Consider the following 21,157-nt stretch of genomic DNA (forward strand, 5'->3'; position numbering starts at 1 on the left):
GATAATTACTCGATGTGCATGTCCATCCCTTAAATATTCATATGCAGATCATAAAGATAACGCATGGATGGGTATCTATTTCTATTAAAAAAACTTCTGTATACCCAAAGCACAATTTTATTTTATAGGTTTTTAGATTATATCCTCTCTACAGGTTTTGTCATACTATATACAAGCATGAACCTAACACTGCGGGCACTTCCGTGAGAAAACAAACATTGTCCTCTTCCAGTAAAGGTTCGTCGATCAATTAATTGTTAGGAGGAATTCTTTACATGGGATTTAATTCACTTGAAAATATAAGGGTGTTGGTCATAGATGATTGTATTCCGGCACCTGAATTAGGATGGGGTTATCCTAGAAGCAATCTTGTCTTGGATTGCCTTGTCGACATGGGTTGTGAGGTATCTCTATTACCCTTGCAAAATCCCAAGAAAATACAACCACATACTGATCTTTTACAACAGAAGGGAATAAAAATTAAAACTTCTGACAGGAACAACTTAAAGCAATTTTTTCTCAAAAAAAAGGATCGTTATGATGTGATTTGGATCAGCCGTCCCCTCAATATGAGTCAAACCATTGATATGATAAGGAAAGTCAATCCTTCACAAAAAGTGATCTATGATTCAGAAACCTTTTCTCCGGCCCGGGAAATCCTTCGGAGGAAATTGTATGGAAAAAACCTAAGCGAGGATAAGATAAAATCCATCATTCAATGGGAACTGGATCTAATGAGCAAAGCCGATATGGTTGTGGCTGTATCCGATCGGGAAAGAAAAACGATCAAAAATTTTGGGATTAAGCCCGTAAAAACGCTCAGTTTTTCGATGGATACCAATCCAACTTCAAGTCCCTTTAAAGAGCGAGAGGATATTCTTTTTGTTGGGGCGTTTCTTGATTCACCATCACCAAATGAAGATTCAATCCTCTATTTTGTAAACGAGATTTATCCTAAAGTTTATGAAGCACTTGGCGCAAAGTTATGGATTGTGGGGACTGGTTCAGATAATATTCATTCGATCAAGAAATTGGCTTCCGACAATATCGTAGTTGGCGGGAAAATGGAAGACCTGTGGGATGTATACAACCGCTCTAAAGTATTTGTTGTTCCAACAAGATACGCATCGGGAATCCCCCTGAAATTGATTGGAAGTCTTGCCCATGGCCTGCCTAGCGTGGTGACTCCCTTAATAGCCGATCAGCTTGAACTAAATGAAAATACTTTGTTGATTGGTGCAGATCCGGAGGATTTTGCCCAAAAAGTTATTCAATGTTATACCGATGAGAAAACGTGGATGGGACTAAGAGAAAATGGCTTGCAATATATCAAAAATGAGTTTCAACTGCAAAAGTTTAAACAAGATTTAATCAAAATCATGCAAGGGATTAGAGAAACCTAGAATAGCGTCTCTTATGCCCAGCTAGGAGGTTTTTTATGAAGGTTGTCATATTGGCTGGGGGCTTCGGCACAAGGATAAGCGAAGAAACCATACTAAAACCAAAGCCAATGATTGAAATTGGTGATAAACCAATATTATGGCATATCATGAACCTATATTCATCCTATGGTTTTCATGATTTTATCATCTGTTTGGGATATAAAGGGGATCAAATCAAGAAATACTTCTCCGATTATTTTTTGTCCCATGCGGATGTTACGTTTCATCTTCAAGAACAAAAAATATCGATTCATCAGCAAAACGTAGAGCCTTGGAATGTTACGCTTGTAGATACCGGCCTCCATACGATGACAGGCGGCAGGATCAAGAGGATACAGAAATATATCGGAAATAATCCATTTATGGTGACATACGGGGACGGTCTCTCTGATATTAATATCCAGCAATTAGTGGACACTCATCGCACCCATGAAAAAATAGCAACGGTAACCGCCGTTCAGCCAGCTGGCCGTTTTGGCAATTTAAATATCTCGGAGGATGGTTCGGTCTCGGAATTTGTGGAAAAACCGAAAGGTGACGGGCAATGGGTTAATGGAGGTTTTTTCGTGATGCAGCCAGAATTTTTTGATTATTTAGCCGGTGACGATGTGGTATTGGAGAAAGAACCGCTTGAAACCCTATCCGAGAATGGGCAGCTTGTGGCGTACAAGCATTCTGGCTTTTGGCAACCCATGGATACTCTTCGGGATAAGAATCATTTATCTGAATTATGGAATTCCAATCAAGCGCCTTGGAGAAAGGTGATCGATCAAAGTGAATAAAAGTTTCTGGTGCAATAAAAAAGTGCTTATCACAGGACATACGGGCTTCAAAGGCTCTTGGTTATGCTTATGGTTGCATCAGCTGGGTGCAAAAGTTACCGGTTTCGCTTTAAATCCGCCAACGGAACCTAATTTGTATCATTTATGCTCGATTGAAAACTTAGTTCATTCCGTGCATGGCGATATTCGCAATTTTGATCAATTGTATGAAACTATTTTACAAACTGAACCCGATATTATCTTTCATATGGCTGCTCAGCCGCTTGTGGGGCATTCCTATGAAGATCCTAAGGAAACCTATGAAATCAACGTGATGGGAACGATCTATCTTCTGGAGGCAGTCAGAAAGGCCGTCAACAACGGAAAAAGGATCAAAGCACTGGTTAACGTAACGACGGACAAATGTTACGAGAATAAGGAATGGCATTGGGGCTACAGGGAAAATGATCGGCTCGGCGGTTACGATCCATATTCCAATAGCAAGGCGTGCAGCGAACTGATTACAGATTCCTACCGAAAGGCTTTTTTCAACCCGAACACTTATCACCAACATGGAGTAGGTATAGCTACTGCTAGAGCTGGCAATGTAATAGGCGGTGGTGACTGGGCGGCGGGGCGATTGATCCCTGATTGTACACAGGCGCTTTTAAATGGAAAAAAGATCGTGATTCGCAATCCAAAGTCTATCCGCCCTTGGCAGCATGTCTTGGAACCGCTCCATGGTTACCTGCTATTGGCTGAAAGACTTTACCTCAAAGGACCTGCATATGCGGAATCATGGAATTTTGGTCCGAGGGACGACGATGCGAAACCTGTTGAATGGATCGTGAAGCGAATTTGCGAAAAATGGGGATATCAAGCTTATTACGAAGTAGCCAGCAGGAATCATCCCCACGAAGCTCGTTACTTGAAACTGGATTATTCGAAAGCAAAGGAAAAATTAGGATGGCACCCGAAATGGACCATTGATCAAGCGATTGAAAAAGTAATGGATTGGGTACGAGCGTACCATGAAAAAAACGACATCAGAGAAGTTTGTTTTAAGCAAATAGAAGAATTCTCTGAGTTAATATAAGGGGGGAGACTCCATGCGTATTGAGAAAACATGCATCGAGGGTTGTTATGAAATCATTCCGGCATACACTAAAGATGAGCAAGGTAGTTTCATCAAAACAGTGATTCCCTCTTTTTTTAAAGCACATCAACTTGAATACAACTTTAAAGAACAATATTACTCGATTTCTTCCAAAAGAGTATTGAGAGGATTGCATTTTCAGCTACCGCCCAAAGAACACACAAAATTAGTTTGCTGTGTATCGGGGACGGTTATGGACGTCGTAGTTGATGTGAGGAAAGGGTCCCCTACTTACGGCCAATATAGTACCTTCATACTGGAATCCGATAAAGCCAATATGGTCTACATTCCACACGGTTTAGCCCATGGTTTTTATGTATTAAGTGAACAAGCCATCGTTCTTTGCCATATGACCACCGTTTTCTCCCCTGCTCACGACAGCGGGATTCGCTGGAATTCTCTTTCCATCCCGTGGCCGGATGACAATCCCATTCTCTCGAAAAAGGATCGTGAACTGCCAGCACTGTCAGATCTCGTAAGCCCTTTTACCTCCCGCCAACCTTAATAAATGTATCTTATGAAGATGAGGTGTTTTGATGCAGGTACAGAAAACAAGCATTCCTGGCTGTTATCAGTTAATTCCATTGCATTTCACGGACAACCGTGGCAGTTTCATCAAGACTTTCCATCAGCAGGAATTTGCACAAAACGGTTTAGAAACGAACTTCGTTGAAAGTTACTATTCAATATCGAACCAGCGTGTTTTACGGGGCTTACATTTTCAAGTTCCGCCATGGGACAATATCAAATTAATTTATTGCCTCCAGGGTAAAGTGATGGATGTTGTGGTGGATCTTAGAACCGGATCCCCTACCTACGGTAAATATGAAATATTTCAGTTGGACTCTGAAAAACCCGGGATTATATACATTCCGTCAGGAGTAGCTCATGGGTTTTATGTAGAAACCGGCCCGGCAATTATGGTTTATATGTCAACACGTGTGCACTCTCCTCAACATGATGCCGGAATACATTGGAAATCCCTTACGATTCCATGGTCAGATCCAAACCCTATAATTTCAAAAAGAGATCAGCAGTTACCGTTATTTGACCATTTCTCAAGTCCGTTTCGTTTTAGCGACACAATCGATCATAATTGAGGTGCAACCAACATGCGAGCGATCATCTCCGGAAGCAATGGTTATTTTGGTAGTATTGCCTGCCAATATTTTCAATCTAAAAACTGGGATATAGTAACAGCGAGTCGTCAAACGGATGCACATTTGCACTTGGATCTCGATCGTCCGGGAGATTTTGCAAACCTTTTGATCAACAAACAAGTTGACCTATTTATTCATGCAGCAGCAGCCCATGAGGTAGCTTGTCAATCGAATCCATATCAAAGTATATTCCAAAACGTGGCTGGAACAAAGGCCGCACTGGACTTCTGCGTGAAAAACGGCATTAAAAATTTCGTTTACTTATCCACCTTTCATGTTTTTGGAACACCTGAAGGAACTATCAATGAACAATCGTCCCCCTGCCCGATGAACGATTACGGATTAAGCCATTTGCAAGCGGAAGATTATGTTCGGATGTACACCCGTTTAAATAAAATTAATGGTTTAGTCATCCGGCCAAGCAATTTCTTTGGCATACCCGCTGATCTCGCTCATTGCAAGCGTTGGACGTTAGTTCCGTTGGCATTTTGCAAAGAGGCGGTTACCACCGGAAAAATCGTTTTGCGTTCGCCTGGTTACCAATCAAGGAATTTTATATCCGTACTGGATATTTGTAAGGTAATCGAACACGGCTATTCTAAATGCCACGAAGTACCTTTACTCCATATTCCCGGTCCGGATACCATGAGCATTCGATCTTTTGCAAAACTAATTCAAAGGGTAACAAAGAAACAGCTAAAAAAATCAGTTGAGCTTGTCATCCCTGATGGTCCATCGCTTCATGATGAATTCACCTATAGCAGCCTCTATCTGAAAGATATCTATCAACCCGGCGACAAGATTGAACCGTTTGTTGCTGAATTTTGCAAGGTACTTACAGATTCCCATGAGGAATGATTGGCACGAATGGTAGCGACTGCGAAAGCAACTTTTTACAAACAAAGGAGGGATTACATGATAATATGTAATGTCACAACCACACGGTACTTGCCCGAAGCGATTGTAATGGCAAAATCCGTTAAAGCACACATGTCGAATTCAAAAGTGGTGGTCTGTTTAGTGGAAGAAAACATTCACCCTTTGGCAAGCAGCTGCCCGTATTTCGATCGTGTGATTTTAGCAAAAAATATAGGATTCACACACTTTTATAAACAAATTTTTAAATATAAGGCCCTCGAGGCAGTGACTTCTGTGAAAGCAAAGCTTTTTCTTCATTTATTTGATCAATTTCCTGAAGAGGAAAAATTCATCTTTCTCGATTCAGATATAAAAATCTTTGGACCGTTTGATGAGGCAATGCGTGCACTAGACAAATACCCTATCCTTATAACCCCTCATATTACGGAAGACGACGGCATCATAGACAATGAACTAACCACTCTTATTTATGGTATTTGCAATACCGGCTTTCTTGCGATCAGAAGATCGGACGAAGCAGAGCGCTTTCTTCGCTGGTGGGCGTATCGAACTAAAAAATATTGTTATGAAAAAACCTATGAAGGCATGTTTGTGGATCAAAAATGGGTGGACCTATCACTCTGCCTTTTTGATGTTCACTTGTTTAAACACCCTGGTTATAATGTTGCCTGCTGGAATTTACCACAAAGAAGATTCGCATATGATTCCAATAGAAACTTTACTGTAAACGGACAGCCTTTAAGGTTCTTCCATTTTTCCGGTCTTGACAACAATCGATTGGACTCTGTCTTGAAATGGTATCTACCAGATAAAACGCACCCTGCTTATCAAATAAAAGATACTTATCTGGAAGAAGTGCAGCAAGCCGGGCGTGATGTAGTATCGAATGAACCATGGAGTTATGACTATTTTGTAAATGGCGAGAAAATTAAAAGCAAGGCACGCAATAAATACGGAAGCAGCACAAAGCTGCAGAACAAGTACATTAATCCCTTTAAACAGTCAAATTCAACATTCCTGGATAAATAAGCAAATGAGTTTTTTTTACAATTTATCTATCTGATCATATAAATGACCATCTCATTAAGAGATGGTCATTGTTTTGTGCGTGCCAAGCATGCCGTTAATTGCTAATTGATGAAAGTCCAATCTGAGTAAGTGCAAAGACCCTACTAAATAAGGAGTTTGGTGGTAGCTTTAATAAAGTAGTGTTTAAAATAGTTAAGTAGGACAACTTAGGAATAATATAAGTATAAACAGTTAATATAAACTCCTAATGTATTTGGAAATAAACTCTAATTCTTAGGATATTGTCTTCCGTCTGGGTTGTGACCCCTCAAGAGCAGCATCCATTAATCTATAATCATTCCAAATTAACTCTATTGAATCATTCTGCCTATTTGCTCCATCAAAGCCTAAATTACGAGTAGGGTTTGTTTTGATAGAAATAGACTAGGATAATTTCAAATATGGATAGTGATTATTAAAATATTTTTAATGAAAAGGTAAATTCCAATAAATCAGGTTTATATTATAAAAGTAAGGAGAGAAAACTCCTCGGAATTAACTAGAGGAGTTTTCTTTTAAAAGAGATTCCAGTACGGATTTATTTTTTACAATTAATTCATGGTTTGGATAAAAGGAGTGAGCAAAAACTATATGTTTGTAGGCTTCATTGATTTCTTCTAATCTAGAATAACAAATACATAGCTGTAAGTGTGGAATCCATGTTGAACAGCCGTGGTGAATAATCCCGCCGTTGTCTACTTCGGGGAGAATTGTGGCAAATTGGAACCAGTGGAGTGCAGCTTTTGGATCGCCATTTTGTAGAAAGAAAAATCCGATGCGACAACAGTATTCAGGGCGTGGAGGTCCAAATTGAAACGATTTTAAAGCGTATCGAATCGCATTCTCAATATCAGTCAGCTTTCCATAACAATCGGCGATTTTACCATAAGCCGTTCTTTCATCTTCAATCCAATGATTTTTAGTGTTTAAAAATTCCAAATAGATATGAATTGCTTTTTTATAGTGTTCATGATCAAACAGTTCATTTGCATAGTAAAATAAATCCCGTGGAGTAAAGGGAATCCCCTTTTTTAATCGACCTTCATAAATAAGTAAGTTTCTTTCAAGATTATGATGCATTCTTTTATGGGTAACCGATATGTCACTGTGAATAATATTTCCGCATACATCAAGGTATTCATGGACTGCCCCATGCCATTTAAATTGTTTTTCGCGTTTTACAAGCCTCACCTGTCTTAGACTTACCATAACATTACCCGATTCATCAAATGCAGCGAGGTATTTCATTGTAACTCCATCTATGGATGATGGGAGAGTTTTTTTAAATTGAAATAATTTATCTCTATCCTCATAACAAAATATGTCGTCTGCATCCATTGTTAAAATATAATCTTCATTCGCTTGTTGAAATGCAAAATTCCGGGCGGCAGAAAAATCATCAACCCATTGAAAATGGTGGATATTACTTGTATACCTTTGGGCAATTTCTAGAGTCCGGTCAGTGGATCCTGTATCTACAATAATAATTTCGTCAACAACATCTTTTACGGATGCCAAACATCGCTCAAGGGTATTTTCTTCATTTTTAACAATCATACACAAACTAAGTGAAATCATCTTATCCTCCGTATAAAAATACCAGCATCCTGCTAAAGTGCAGACAAGGTTTGGAAGTATTAACTTTTTGGATCAATGTAATGTTTGTACAAATCTTTTACCCAGTTAATTAATTCTTGATCACTTTGAGAAACATCTAAGTCTGATTCTGATAACCTAGTCGTGTCTGTTTTATTTGTTGTCCCAGTTACTTCAGTTCCTCCATTTTGTCCGGTTACCCCAGTTACCCCAGTAATCCCAGTTAGTCCGGTTAAACCAGTTTCTCCAATTACTCCGGTTGAACCAGTTTCTCCAGTTACAGCGGTTGAACCAGTTTCTCCAGTTACATTATTTGCTCTTTGTCTTTTAAACCATTCAGAAAAAGGAAGCAATTTTCCAATTCCATATACATTTAGATTTTTGATGAGATTCTTTAAGGGTTTAGGGTGTTTAGGGTGTTTAGGGGTTTTAGGGTGTTTAGGATCTTTAGGATCTTTGGGCGGCATATTTATCACTCCAATAAGTAGGTTAATATATATTATTAATTTATAAAGAAAATAGTTCTAGGGATAAATACCAGAAAAAAAAAATAGGTATCTGTCTCTCCTAATAATCTGTCTTGAAAATAGTGTAATTTTTTTATGATTGGGACATTACCTCATACAATTAATTTTTAAATATTAAACTAATAAGGTCATTAAAAAAATCAAGGATTTTTATCTTTAAAAAATAATGGAAGAAGGAAGGACTAAATAAACGTCAATGCTATTTAATATATGGGAGATGTCAGTAAAGGAGAAATGTATGCTGAATTATTCCAATTAAGTGACGGAAATACTTAAGTTGTTAAAGTTATGTTAAATCTAAAGGGCAGAAAGTGAGCATGAAAAATGGTGGTGGATGGTGGCAGGATGGTGGCAAAATCCATCATCCTGCCACCATCCACATCTGTTTAAATCACTTAAGGAGAAAAATAAATCATATATAATCAACGTTTTCAAACTATATCTGTAATTGTCTGATTCGCTTTACCACCTTGACAGGGTTGAGGTCATTTGTATCTTATAATACCTGGCAATCGACTTCTTTGAAGCTAGTAAACAGCTACACTCTTAAACTCTTCTATTAATAATGGTACAACTTCAAATAAGTCTCCCACTATTCCATAATCAGCGATGCTGAAAATATTTGCTTCTGGATCCTTATTAATAGCTACAATCACTTTCGCATTAGACATACCTGCTATGTGTTGAATAGCACCTGATATTCCACATGCAATATAAAGGTCAGGTGTAACCACTTTACCTGTTTGACCAATTTGAAGCGAGTAATCACAATAGTCCGCATCACAGGCACCACGAGATGCCCCAACTGCGCCGCCTAACAATTCTGCCAACTCTTGCAAGGGCTTAAATCCGTCTTTACTTTTAACGCCTCTTCCTCCAGAAACAATAATTTTTGCTTCTGAAAGGTCAACCCCGCTTGTTGCATTACGAACAACATCTTTAATTATAGTGCGTAAATCTTTTATCTCAACATTAACTGAAGTGACTTCTCCAAAACGTGATTCTTCCTTTTCTAGTACTGGAATATTATTTGGACGAATGGTTGCAAAAACCAATCCATCCGTAATCACTTTCTTTTCAAAAGCTTTTCCAGAATAGATTGGACGAGTAAATATAACCTGATCTCCAATTACTTCTAGACTGATTGCGTCAGAAATTAATCCTGACTTTAACTTTGCAGCAATTCTTGGTGAAATGTCTTTTCCGATAGAAGTATGCCCTAACATAAAGCCTTGAGGATTTTCTGACTGAATGACTTGCATAATGGCCTGAGTATAAGCATCTGATGTATAGGTCTCTAAATCATGATGTTGAGCGATTATTACACGGTCTGCGCCAAACTGAATCATATTATTTGCAAGGTTGTTCGCATCATTACCAAGCAGTAATCCGACTACTTCCCCACCATCTGAAATTTGCTTTGCAGCAGCAATCGCTTCAAAGGATACATTTCGTATTTCACCATCACGTACCTCACCAAAAACCAAAACTTTTTTCGCCATGTTGTTTCGCCTCCTTAAATTACCTTTGCTTCTGTTTTTAATAAAGAAATAAGTTCTTGTACTTGCTTTTTCAGATCTCCATCAAGAATTTTCCCTGCCCCTTTACCTGATGGCAAGAAAATCTCAATAGTTTTAGATTTTGCTTCAACATCTTCTTCATCTAACTCTAAATCATCTAAATCTAATGTTTCGAGAGGCTTCTTCTTAGCCTTCATGATTCCCGGTAAAGAAGGATAGCGAGGTTCATTTAAACCTTGTTGACAAGTCACAAGCAGCGGAAGCTGGGCTTCAACAATTTCGATATCCCCTTCGACATCACGTTCGATCATTGCTTTATCACCATCAACGGTTAGCTTTGTTATGGTTGTAACGACAGTAATTCCAAGTTCCTCAGCAAGTCTTGGACCTACTTGTCCGGAACTGCCATCTACCGTTACATTTCCAGCTAAAATAATGTCTGCATCTTTTTCTTTAAGGAAAGTAGCTAATATCGTTGCGGTAGAGAATGGATCTCCCTCTTCGACATCCTCATCGTTAATAAGTACAGCTTTATCAGCACCCATGGCCAGAGCAGTTCGAAGTTGTTTTTCTGTATCTTCGTTGCCAACCGTAACAACGGTTACTTCTCCACCATGTTTTTCACGCAACTTAATCGCTTCTTCAACTGCATATTCATCATAAGGATTAATAATGAATTCTGCACCGTTTTCAGACACTTTTCCGTTTTTAATAGAAATCTTTTCTTCTGTATCAAAAGTGCGCTTCATGATAACATAAATATTCATTCTTCTTCCTCCTCGAATTATTCCTATCCAATTAGCCCCTTATGACAACGCTTTCATATAAAACATCCCCTATAAATAAAGAACTGAAGGTATAATTTCCTCGTTTTATGAGGTGATATACCTTTTTCTTTAAGGAGACTATTTTTTTAAGGTAATTTTACAGCAATTTTAAATGAAGCCTCCGTTTTTTCAATAACCTCCTCAACCGATACTCCCTCCTGAGTTTCCACGAGAACCATTCCTTCCGGAGTGAAATCAAATACAGCTAAATCAGTAATTAAACGGTGCACCACTTCTTTTCCAGTAAGGGGTAGTGTACACTCTTTTTTGACCTTTGATTTTCCGAGCTTATTCACATGTTCCATAATGACAACGACACGTTTTGCGCCGTTTACTAAGTCCATGGCGCCGCCCATTCCTTTGACCATCTTCCCTGGAATCATCCAATTAGCCAAATCTCCTGTTTGAGAAACTTCCATTCCCCCTAAGATAGCAAGGTCGATATGACCGCCGCGAATCATTGCAAATGATTCAGCACTGTTGAAAAAAGAAGCGCCAGGTACAGCAGTTACCGTTTCTTTTCCCGCATTTATTAGATCGGGGTCTTCTGTACCTTCAATCGGATAAGGACCGATACCCAATAAGCCATTTTCTGATTGAAGCAAGACGTTGTATTCAATTGGAATTTCATTGGCAATAAGGGTTGGAATACCAATTCCTAAATTTACGTTCATTCCATCCTGAATTTCTTGAACCGCACGTTTTACTATGGCTAATCGCACATCCTTCAATCTACTCACTCCTTGTCTCTTATACTTTTGATAAAAAACCGTCCGTCACTCATTTTTATCTATTAAACGGTAAAAGCTCGTCCAACAGGATGAAATTATTGACCAACTATTTGGCATGTACAACTGTACGTCTTTCAATCCGCTTTTCATAGTTTGTTCCGAGCAGAACACGTTGAACGAAGATTCCAGGCGTATGGATTTCATCCGGATTTAAATCTCCTACCGGAACGATTTCCTCGACTTCTGCAATCGTAATTTTTCCTGCCATTGCAGCCAATGGATTAAAGTTACGTGATGTTTTTTTGAAAACAAGGTTTCCAAGCGGATCGGCCTTCCAGGCTTTCACGAGAGCGAAATCGCCGACAATTCCCTCTTCTAATAAATAAGTTCTTCCGTTAAACTCCTTGTGCTCTTTTCCTTCAGCAATCGGAGTTCCCACTCCAGTAGCCGTATAGAAACCAGGTATTCCGGCGCCACCGGCACGAATTCGTTCAGCAAGCGTTCCTTGAGGGACTAGTTCTACCTCAAGTTCACCGCTTAAATACTGCTTTTCAAAAATTTTATTTTCACCGACATAGGATGAAACCATTTTCTTAATTTGCTTATTTGCAAGCAGCAGACCAAGCCCCCAATCATCAACGCCACAGTTATTACTAACGATTGTTAAATCTTTCGTTCCTTTATCTCTTAAGGCAAGAATTGCTTTTTCCGGAATTCCACACAATCCGAAACCACCGACGATGATTGTATCGCCATCTGAAATATCTTGTATTGCTTCCACGAAGGAGTTCACTATTTTTCCATTGTTCACAGGATCCGCCTCCTTAATAAGATTACGTCTTTTATATTCGAAATTGATTGATAAAAATTAGACCGGATATACAGAGTGCTTTCGTTCTGAGAAAATAAGATATTTTGAAGAATATGCCTCAAAACGATTTACAAGCTCCGTGCGTAATGAGTTTGCTGGAATAATACCGTCAATCACCATTTCGGAAGCTAAACTGTAAATATCAATGTCCTCTTTATATTCCTCACGTTTTTGTTCTATGAATGCGGGACGCTCCTCTTCAGACAGCGCAGCAATTTTATTAGCATAAACTGCATTAACTGCTGCTTCTGGTCCCATAACTGCAATTTGTGCAGAAGGCAAGGCAAGACAAGCATCCGGTTCAAATGCAGGGCCACACATTGCATAAAGACCAGCGCCGTATGCTTTACGTACGATAACAGAGATTTTTGGAACACTTGCTTCAGACATCGCTGAAATCATTTTCGCACCATGACGAATGATTCCTGCCCGCTCTACCTTTGTACCGATCATAAATCCAGGGACATCGACTAGGAACAAAAGTGGAATATGGAAGGCATCACAAAGATTAATAAATTTTGCCGCCTTATCTGCTGAATCATGGAATAATACCCCGCCTTTCATTCGCGGCTGATTGGCAATGATTCCGACCGGTTTCCCATCCATACGGGCAAGTCCTGTAATTAGTTCTGCAGCAAAAAGTTTTTTAATCTCAAAGAAGGAGCCTTCATCAATAATCCCATTAATTAAATCCTGCATATTAAATGGAGCATTCTGATTAGCTGGAATCAGTTCTTCTAATGGTTTCTTCAATTGTTTAGGAGCCACAGCCTCACGGACTGGCGGTTTCTCTGAAAAATTTGAAGGAAAATAAGAAAGATAGTTTCTAGCCATTGAAATGGCATCTTCTTCATTTTTCGCAAGAACATCACCGCAGCCTGAAACAGAACAGTGCATGCGAGCGCCGCCCATTTCCTCCAAGGTCACTTTCTCACCAATTACCATTTCGGCCATTCTCGGTGATCCCAGGTACATCGATGCATTTTTGTCCACCATAATGACAATGTCGCAAAAAGCAGGAATATAGGCTCCGCCAGCAGCAGATGGTCCAAACAGAATACAGATTTGAGGAATTTTACCTGAAAGTTTTACTTGATTGTAAAAGATTCTTCCGGCACCACGACGCCCCGGGAACATTTCCACCTGATCCGTTATCCGCGCTCCAGCTGAATCCACCAAGTATAATAATGGCACACGAAGTTTTTCAGCCGTTTCTTGGATACGAATGATTTTCTCAACCGTCCGAGCCCCCCAAGAACCGGCTTTGATCGTTGAATCGTTGGCCATCACACAGACAAGCTGGCCATTAATCTTGCCCATTCCTGTCACAACACCGTCTGCAGGAAGATCCCCCGCCATGCAGTTTGCAAATAGAGCATCCTCTAGTTCAAAGCCAGGATCGAATAATAATGATAAACGATCGCGGACGAACATTTTTCCCTGTTCTTGGTTTTTTTCATGATATTTAGCCGCTCCGCCCTTTTTAATCTGATCAACTCTATCATGCAGTGTTTGTTGTAGAGGTTTCATATCCACTGTCATTATTTTTCCTCCTCTATTAATCTAGTTTTCTTATTCACCAATGTATATTGGGGTGCGTTTCTCCTTAAAAGCTTGTAATCCTTCTAAACGATCTTTTGTCGGAATCGTCACTTCATAAGCATTTTGCTCAATGGCAAGACCGGTGTTTATATCCAAATCATAGCCTTTATCGATTGCGAACTTTGCTTGTGCGACGGCGATTGGGCCATTCCGAACAATTTGTTCTGCAATTTCTAATGCTTTATCAATTAAGCTTGCAACAGGGACCATATACTCTACTAATCCAATCTCCAGGGCTTCTTCTGCATCAATTCGTCTAGCAGTGAAAATCAGCTCTTTGGCACGTCCCTTTCCTACTAATCTTGGTAAACGCTGCGTTCCGCCCGCACCAGGAATAATTCCCAGAGATGTTTCCGTCAGACCAAGTTTCGCAGTTTCAGAAGCAATGCGGATATCACAAGCAAGCGCCAGTTCAGTTCCACCGCCAAAAGCTACGCCATTTACAGCTGCTATGACCGGTTGGGGTAATAATTCTAAAGAGTTGATATTATCGCGGATCAAAGAAACTGTCTTCCTCACCTGAACCGGATCCATTCCAGCTCGTTCTTTTAAATCAGCTCCCGCACAAAAAGCTTTCTCCCCAGCCCCTGTTATTACTATGCAGCGGACCGATTGATCATATTTACATGTAAGAATTGCGTCGCGGAGACCCTCTAACATCTGTACTGATAAAGCATTAGCAGCTTCCGGCCTATTTAAAGTAATCATCACGATTCCGTTTTCCAACTTATTAACTAATATGGTTTTACTCATGATCTCACCTTTCTCATACAGTATTTCCAAGCTTTCCACCTAGTTGAGAACAGGCGGCTTGAAAACTTTTACTAGGTAGAGGTCTGCCAATCTTCTCCTGAATGAATTGGGAAGCATGAAGCAGTTTTTGCTGATCAGCTCCAGTGTGAATTCCCATCCCGTGAAGCAAATAGAGTAAATCGTCTGTTGCCACGTTTCCAGCTGCTCCAGGCGCATAAGGACATCCTCCTAAGCCCCCAAGGGAAGAATCAAATATGGTAATTCCCATTTCTAACGATACTAAGATGTTGGCCAAAGCTGTTCCTCGTGTATCATGAAAATGCATCGCTAATTTATCTGCTGGAAATCTTTTTAATAAAACTTCCAAAACTTCTTGGACTTGCTTTGGATTTGCCACACCGATTGTATCCCCGAGAGACAGCTCTGCAATCCCCATGTCAAATAATGATTCGGACACTCTTATGACCGCATCGATATCAACATCACCTTCATACGGACAGCCGAAAACGGTCGAAACATAACCTCTGCTTAATTTTCCTGCCGAAATGGTTTCTCTGACCAATTCAGTTAACACAGGGAAAGTCTCGCCAATCGTTTTATTAATATTTTTTAGGTTATGTGTTTCACTTGCTGACATAAACACTGCTGCTTCATCAATGTTCGCATGAAATGCTCGTTCCAAACCTTGAAGGTTCGGAACGAGTGCTGTATAAGTTACACCAGGCACTTTAGTAATGCCAGCAGCAACGGCAACTGCATCTGAAAGTGCAGGAATCCATTTTGGATTAACAAAAGAGGTAATCTCAATATGTTTTAGTCCACTTTCTGACAATTGATTAATCCAAGCGATTTTATCTTCTGTTGAAATAAAAGCTTTTTCGTTTTGTAATCCATCACGAGGACCAACCTCTTTAATGGTTACACCTTCCGGCCACTTCATTGTTCCATCTCCTTTCCACCTTGATCCAGGCTTTATTCAATTTCTACAATGACGTCGCCTTCATTAACAAAGTCGCCTTCATTCACTTTCACTTCTTTAACGGTGCCATCGAATTCAGCGGCAATCGGAATTTCCATTTTCATCGATTCTAAAATCACTACATCTTGACCCTCTTCTACCTCATCTCCTACTTTAACTAATACCTTCCATACATTTCCTGCCATAACTGCAATTACTTCACTCATGATGATTCCTCCTATTTTGCTTTATTTGCTTTTTTAGTTTTTAAATACTTGTTAACAAAGTCTGTTGTCGTATCACCTGATTGGAATGCCGAGTGGGCAATAACCTCTTGCAGCATTGGGATATTTGTTTTAATACCTTCAATATGATAATTAGCTAATGCATCTTGCAGACGGATTATTGCCTCCCCACGATTGCTGCCTTTGACAACCAGCTTTGCAATCATTGGATCATAAAAAGGAGTGACTACGGATTGACCGTGAATGGCTAATTCATGTCGAACTCCAGGTCCGTTCGGCAACTGTAATTTTGTTATTTTTCCAGGTGATGGGAAAAATGTTTTGGGGTCTTCTGCATAGATTCTAACCTCAATTGCATGCCCCTCACGTTTTACGTCTTCTTGAGAAAATTTCAGAACTTCACCTGCAGCAATTTGCAATTGTTGTTCAACTAAGTCCAAACCTGTAATTTCTTCTGTCACCGGATGCTCCACTTGCAAACGGGTATTCATTTCAAGAAAATAGAAATTTTGCTTTTCATCAACTAAGAACTCAATTGTTCCTGCATTTTTATACCCGATTGATTTCGCCGCTTTTACTGCAGCCTCCCCCATTTTGGTACGAGTTATTTCAGTAATAAACGATGATGGGGCTTCCTCAACGACTTTTTGATGACGGCGCTGGATCGAACATTCACGTTCCCAAAGGTATACTGTATTTCCAAAACCGTCTGCCAAGATTTGTATCTCAATATGTCTTGGATTTTCAACAAATTTTTCAATATACATGGCTCCATCGCCAAAGAAATCAGTAGCCCGCTTTTGGTTCCCCTCAAATGCCTTTCGGATTTCATCTCCGTTATGGACCACCTGCATTCCAATTCCGCCCCCGCCAGCTGAGGCTTTTAGCATAACGGGATAACCGATGCGATTCGCCACTTCTACCGCTTCCTCTGCATCTGCCAGTGGGTAGGTAATCCCTGGAACGACAGGAACACCTGCTTCCTCCATCGCTTTGCGTGATTCAATCTTACTTCCCATTTTAGAAATAACCTCTGGAGAAGGTCCGATGAATATAAGGCCTGCTTCCTCACAACGGTGGGCAAAGTCCGTATTTTCAGAAAGCAAGCCATATCCCGGGTGGATAGCGTCCGCTTCTGTTAAACGAGCGACCTCTAGAATTTTATTGATATTTAAATAGCTTTCTGCTACGCGGGAACCTCCGATTAAATAGGCCTCATCTGCCATTTTTACATGAGGAGCATCCGTATCAGCTTCTGAGTAAACTCCAACCGTTGTAATCCCTAAGGCCTTGCATGTACGCATTACACGAACAGCAATTTCGCCACGATTAGCAATTAAAACTTTTTTCAACATCCCTTCCACCCTTTCTATCTTCTAATTAAGTTAGTTCAAAACTCATCGGCATTGTTACAAGGCTTATCCTTATATCGTTAGGGAAATATGTAAAAATCTAATCATTCATTTTGCAACATTCTATACGTTTATCTTTAACTTCTAATCTATTTATGGAACCAGTCATTTGCCGATTATTTTCCTGACAAATGACTCGCTCTCATTAATCACTATTTAACTGAAGATTTTTCAGCAACTATTTTTTGTATTTGTGCAACGGTCTCCGGATCTTCAAGTCCTGTAATGTCGCCGTTAACCTTTCCTGATACAACAATTTCCTTTAATAAGCGGCGCATGATTTTCCCGCTGACTGTTTTTGGCAACATATCGGTAAAAATGATTGATTTAGGAACTGCAATCTTACCAATTTGTTGTATGATCCGATTATTTATTTGTTGTTTTAATTCTTCAGTTCCTTTAAAGCCATCAGCCAGACGGACAAATACAAGCGGAACTTCTCCTTTTATTTCATCAGGGATTCCAATGATTGCACATTCAGTGACACCCGTACATTCAAGTACAGCGCTTTCCATCTCCATTGTACTTAAGCGGTGTCCAGCTACATTAAACGCGTCATCGGAACGGCCAACTACCCATAAATATCCATCAGCATCTATTAATGCCAGGTCGCTGGCATAGTAGCAGCCATCCACTTGGCTAAAATAGGATCCGTAATATCGCTCTGGTTCTTTCCAAAGTGTCCGGCATAGCATAGGAAATGGTTTTCTAATAACCAAATTTCCTAACCTACCAGGTTCAACTGGATTGCCTTCTTCATCCACAATATCCATAACCGCACCTAAAAAGGGCGTACCTGAGGAACCCGGTTTCATTGGCGTCAGCCAAGCTGCTCCAGCTATAGGCGATCCCGCTGTTTCGGTTTGACCCCAAGTATTATTGATATATACCTTTTTCTTTCCTAAAACTTCATATGTCCAATGCCAGGTTTCGGGATCGAATGGTTCTCCAACAAGAGAAATGACATCGAGGCAAGATAAATCAAATTTCTCTAATGCCTTTTCTCCCATACTTTTTAACATTCTTAATGCTGTTGGGGCTGTAAACAGTTTATTCACCCTGTATTTTTCAATGATTTGATAAAAGCGATCTTTTGTTGGATAATCAACTGCCCCTTCGAAGACAACGGTTGTTACACCATTTGCTAAGGCACCAGTAATTCCCCAAATATGCATGGTTAACCAGCCTATATCCGCTGTACACCAGAAAACATCGTCATTATGGTGATCCATATGATACTTGGCATATGTGTAATTTTGAGTGACAAAAGCCATACCGGAATGGACGACGCCTTTTGGTTTACCTGTCGTACCACTTGTATAAAACACAATACCGCTCTCATTAGCTTCTATTCTCTCAGGTTCACAAACGATACTTGCCGCTTTTGTCTGCTCATGCCACCAGTAATCCCGGCCTTCGTTCATTTGAACCTCTAAACCTAATCGGTCTACCACAATGACTGCTTCGACAGATGGAATAGATGGTACAACATTATCAACTTTTTCTTTTAATCGAATGACTTTACCCCGTCGTTCAGTTCCATCTGCAGTGACCAATACTTTTGGCTCAAAACTGATCAGTCGGTCTGTCAATGATTTTTCGGAATAACCTGAGAAAATTGTATTGTAAATAGCACCAATTCGAAAACAAGCTAAAACGGCAATAAAGGCTTCGGCCAGGTTTGGAAGATAAATAGCTACACAATCACCTTTGTTTACACCAAATGATTTAAGAACATTTGCAAATCGATTTACTTCAGCAAGAAGCATATTATACGTATAAAATTTGGTGTCCCCGTTTTCCCCCTCCCAAATGAGGGCGGTCCGGTTTCCTGCCCCATTTTCTATATGCCGATCAAGTAAATTTACACTCGGGTTACTAATGCCGCCGGCAAAGAAGCGAAAATCAGGGAGTTGTCCACTAATGGTTTCATTCCACGGTTTATACCAAACAAGTTCACGGGCTGCACGATCCCAAAATGTAGCAGGATCTTCTTGGGATTGTTTAAGAAGTTCTTGAAAAGCTTCGCTGCTCCCAATGGAGGTTGAACGGACTTTTTCTTGATCTGGATAAACGAGTTTGCTATTTGAAACAACTTGTAAAATTCCACTGATATCCATGTTATGGCTCCTTTAACAATTTTATTTATTCCTATAAATCTGTTAAACTTGGCTGTTGATTTAAAATCAAAATTGACCTTTAACATGGCCAATCCTATAAAAAATTTTTTAACATCCAATTTGCTTGGCAATGACCATTCGTTGAACTTCAGATGTTCCTTCACCAATTTCCAAAAGTTTCGCATCACGGAAGAAACGTTCAACTTGATATTCCTTCATATATCCATATCCGCCATGAATTTGAACGGCTTGATCACATGCACGCATGCAGATTTCCGAAGCAAATAATTTCGCATATGCGGCTTCCTTTTTAAATGCTCGTCCTTGATCCTTTAACCAAGCTGCTTTGAAAACCATATTCCGGGCTAATTCGATATTCATTGCCATGTCAGCTAATTTAAATTGGATTGCCTGGAAGTTGGATAAACTCTTTCCAAACTGTTTTCTTTCTTTTGCATATTGAAGAGATTTTTCAAATGCTCCTTGAGCAATACCTACAGCCATGGCACCAATTCCAATTCTTCCGCCATCAAGAGTAGCTAAAAATTGCTTGTAACCGCTTCCAATCGTGCCCAGCAGATTTTCTTTCGGAACTCTTACATTCTCCAAGATAAGTTCTGTGGTATTTGAGGCATGAAGACCCATTTTTTCGTAGTTGTTGACCACAGTGAATCCTGGAGCATTAGTAGGAACAATAAATGCTGTGATTCCGTTGATTCCTTTTGAGCGGTCTGTTACGGCGGTCACTGCAAGGTGATTAGCATAACTTGCATTTGTAATAAAACATTTTGAGCCGTTAATGACCCACTCATCGCCATCAAGAACTGCTGTTGTTTGGGTTCCCCCTGCATCGGAGCCTGCGTTCGGTTCAGTCAAACCAAATGCTCCGAAAGACTCTCCAGTACAAATTGGTGTTAAGTATTTCTCTTTTTGTTCGTGCGTACCAAATAAATTAAGAGGGGCCCCCCCTAATGAAATATGGGCTGAATATGTAATTCCTGTTGATGCGCAAACACGACTAAGTTCTTCAACGACAATTGCAAAGCTGACAGTGTCGGCTTCACCTCCACCGTATTGTTCAGAGAAAGGCAGACCCATAATCCCTAGCTCTGATAATTTAGAAAATATTTCTTTAGGGAATTCCCCAGTTCGATCACGTTCATCTGCTCCAGGAGCAACTTCTGCATCTGCAAAATCTCGAACTAATTTGCGTATCATCTCTTGTTCTTTCGTTAAATCAAAATTCATTTATCTACAACCCCTTTCTAAATATTTCGATTATTTTCGACAAAAACATGTTTTACAACAAAATTCCACATAATTAACCTTTTTTTTGTAACAAATATCAAACCTTCACTAGATTTCTATGTACTGACCCCCCTTTTATTATTTTCATAACTTTCTTATAATAATAATATAACTTTTATTAAATATAATACTATGTACATTTCCATGAATATTATTATGAAAAATTTGTGTGTTTTACACAAAAAATGCAAAAATAGATTGATATGTAAAATAATAAATTT

The 21,157-nt window shown here is 39.6% G+C and carries 20 protein-coding genes; 7 read left to right on the forward strand and 13 right to left on the reverse strand.

Annotated features, from left to right (window positions below; all coding sequences use genetic code 11):
* Positions 1-275: 275 nt before the first annotated feature.
* The 7 genes from BR30_RS0126185 to BR30_RS34605 are packed head-to-tail and all read left to right on the forward strand — an operon-like array spanning position 276 to position 6,427.
* A complete protein-coding gene (locus BR30_RS0126185) occupies positions 276-1,403 on the forward strand; it encodes a glycosyltransferase (protein ID WP_026567606.1) in 1,128 nt (375 codons plus the stop codon).
* Between the two features lie 35 nt (positions 1,404-1,438).
* Positions 1,439-2,224 carry a glucose-1-phosphate cytidylyltransferase gene (gene rfbF / locus BR30_RS0126190; RefSeq protein WP_026567607.1) on the forward strand — a complete coding sequence of 262 codons (786 nt, stop codon included), beginning with the start codon at positions 1,439-1,441 and terminating at the stop codon, positions 2,222-2,224.
* The gene (gene rfbG, locus BR30_RS0126195) at positions 2,217-3,299 is read left to right on the forward strand and encodes a CDP-glucose 4,6-dehydratase (protein WP_026567608.1); all 1,083 of its coding nucleotides are present in this window, start codon (positions 2,217-2,219) and stop codon (positions 3,297-3,299) included. Before rfbF ends, rfbG begins: the two co-directional genes overlap by 8 nt.
* 13 nt (positions 3,300-3,312) lie before the next feature.
* Complete coding sequence (locus tag BR30_RS0126200; RefSeq protein ID WP_026567609.1) at positions 3,313-3,864, forward strand: dTDP-4-dehydrorhamnose 3,5-epimerase family protein; 552 nt, start codon at positions 3,313-3,315, stop codon at positions 3,862-3,864.
* Between the two features lie 31 nt (positions 3,865-3,895).
* Positions 3,896-4,459, forward strand: a complete 564-nt coding sequence (locus BR30_RS0126205) for a dTDP-4-dehydrorhamnose 3,5-epimerase family protein (protein ID WP_081825585.1) — start codon at positions 3,896-3,898, stop codon at positions 4,457-4,459.
* A 12-nt stretch (positions 4,460-4,471) separates the two neighbouring features.
* Positions 4,472-5,377 (forward strand): NAD-dependent epimerase/dehydratase family protein, encoded by a 906-nt coding sequence (locus tag BR30_RS0126210; protein ID WP_026567611.1) that lies wholly within the window; start codon positions 4,472-4,474, stop codon positions 5,375-5,377.
* 57 nt (positions 5,378-5,434) lie between these two features.
* A complete protein-coding gene (locus BR30_RS34605) occupies positions 5,435-6,427 on the forward strand; it encodes a glycosyltransferase family protein (protein WP_051633788.1) in 993 nt (330 codons plus the stop codon).
* A gap of 534 nt (positions 6,428-6,961) precedes the next feature.
* Here the strand turns inward: BR30_RS34605 and BR30_RS0126220 are convergent.
* The 13 genes from BR30_RS0126220 to BR30_RS0126280 form a co-directional block, all read right to left on the reverse strand.
* A complete protein-coding gene (locus BR30_RS0126220; protein ID WP_026567612.1) occupies positions 6,962-8,044 on the reverse strand; it encodes a tetratricopeptide repeat-containing glycosyltransferase family 2 protein in 1,083 nt (360 codons plus the stop codon).
* A 59-nt stretch (positions 8,045-8,103) separates the two neighbouring features.
* Entirely contained in the window at positions 8,104-8,529 is a 426-nt protein-coding gene (locus BR30_RS38215; protein ID WP_026567613.1) for a hypothetical protein, read from the reverse strand.
* A gap of 587 nt (positions 8,530-9,116) precedes the next feature.
* Positions 9,117-10,091, reverse strand: coding sequence for an electron transfer flavoprotein subunit alpha/FixB family protein (locus BR30_RS0126230; protein WP_026567614.1), 975 nt, complete (start codon positions 10,089-10,091; stop codon positions 9,117-9,119).
* Positions 10,092-10,105: 14 nt separating this feature from the next.
* Positions 10,106-10,876 (reverse strand): electron transfer flavoprotein subunit beta/FixA family protein, encoded by a 771-nt coding sequence (locus tag BR30_RS0126235; RefSeq protein WP_026567615.1) that lies wholly within the window; start codon positions 10,874-10,876, stop codon positions 10,106-10,108.
* A gap of 146 nt (positions 10,877-11,022) precedes the next feature.
* On the reverse strand, positions 11,023-11,667 hold the full coding sequence (locus BR30_RS0126240; RefSeq protein ID WP_026567616.1) for a 3-oxoacid CoA-transferase subunit B: 645 nt from the start codon (positions 11,665-11,667) through the stop codon (positions 11,023-11,025).
* 106 nt (positions 11,668-11,773) lie between these two features.
* Complete coding sequence (locus tag BR30_RS0126245; RefSeq protein ID WP_442853004.1) at positions 11,774-12,463, reverse strand: CoA transferase subunit A; 690 nt, start codon at positions 12,461-12,463, stop codon at positions 11,774-11,776.
* Positions 12,464-12,535: 72 nt separating this feature from the next.
* On the reverse strand, positions 12,536-14,068 hold the full coding sequence (locus tag BR30_RS0126250) for an acyl-CoA carboxylase subunit beta (protein ID WP_197032417.1): 1,533 nt from the start codon (positions 14,066-14,068) through the stop codon (positions 12,536-12,538).
* A gap of 42 nt (positions 14,069-14,110) precedes the next feature.
* Positions 14,111-14,893, reverse strand: a complete 783-nt coding sequence (locus BR30_RS0126255) for an enoyl-CoA hydratase (RefSeq protein WP_026567619.1) — start codon at positions 14,891-14,893, stop codon at positions 14,111-14,113.
* 13 nt (positions 14,894-14,906) lie between these two features.
* Positions 14,907-15,833 (reverse strand): hydroxymethylglutaryl-CoA lyase, encoded by a 927-nt coding sequence (locus tag BR30_RS0126260; RefSeq protein ID WP_026567620.1) that lies wholly within the window; start codon positions 15,831-15,833, stop codon positions 14,907-14,909.
* A gap of 32 nt (positions 15,834-15,865) precedes the next feature.
* The gene (locus BR30_RS0126265) at positions 15,866-16,078 is read right to left on the reverse strand and encodes an acetyl-CoA carboxylase biotin carboxyl carrier protein subunit (RefSeq protein WP_026567621.1); all 213 of its coding nucleotides are present in this window, start codon (positions 16,076-16,078) and stop codon (positions 15,866-15,868) included.
* Between the two features lie 11 nt (positions 16,079-16,089).
* Entirely contained in the window at positions 16,090-17,451 is a 1,362-nt protein-coding gene (locus BR30_RS0126270; RefSeq protein WP_026567622.1) for an acetyl-CoA carboxylase biotin carboxylase subunit, read from the reverse strand.
* A gap of 209 nt (positions 17,452-17,660) precedes the next feature.
* Entirely contained in the window at positions 17,661-19,628 is a 1,968-nt protein-coding gene (gene acs / locus BR30_RS0126275; protein WP_026567623.1) for an acetate--CoA ligase, read from the reverse strand.
* Between the two features lie 108 nt (positions 19,629-19,736).
* Complete coding sequence (locus BR30_RS0126280) at positions 19,737-20,876, reverse strand: acyl-CoA dehydrogenase (RefSeq protein WP_026567624.1); 1,140 nt, start codon at positions 20,874-20,876, stop codon at positions 19,737-19,739.
* Between the last annotated feature and the right edge of the window lie 281 nt (positions 20,877-21,157).

The sequence above is a fragment of the Bacillus sp. UNC41MFS5 genome (assembly GCF_000686805.1).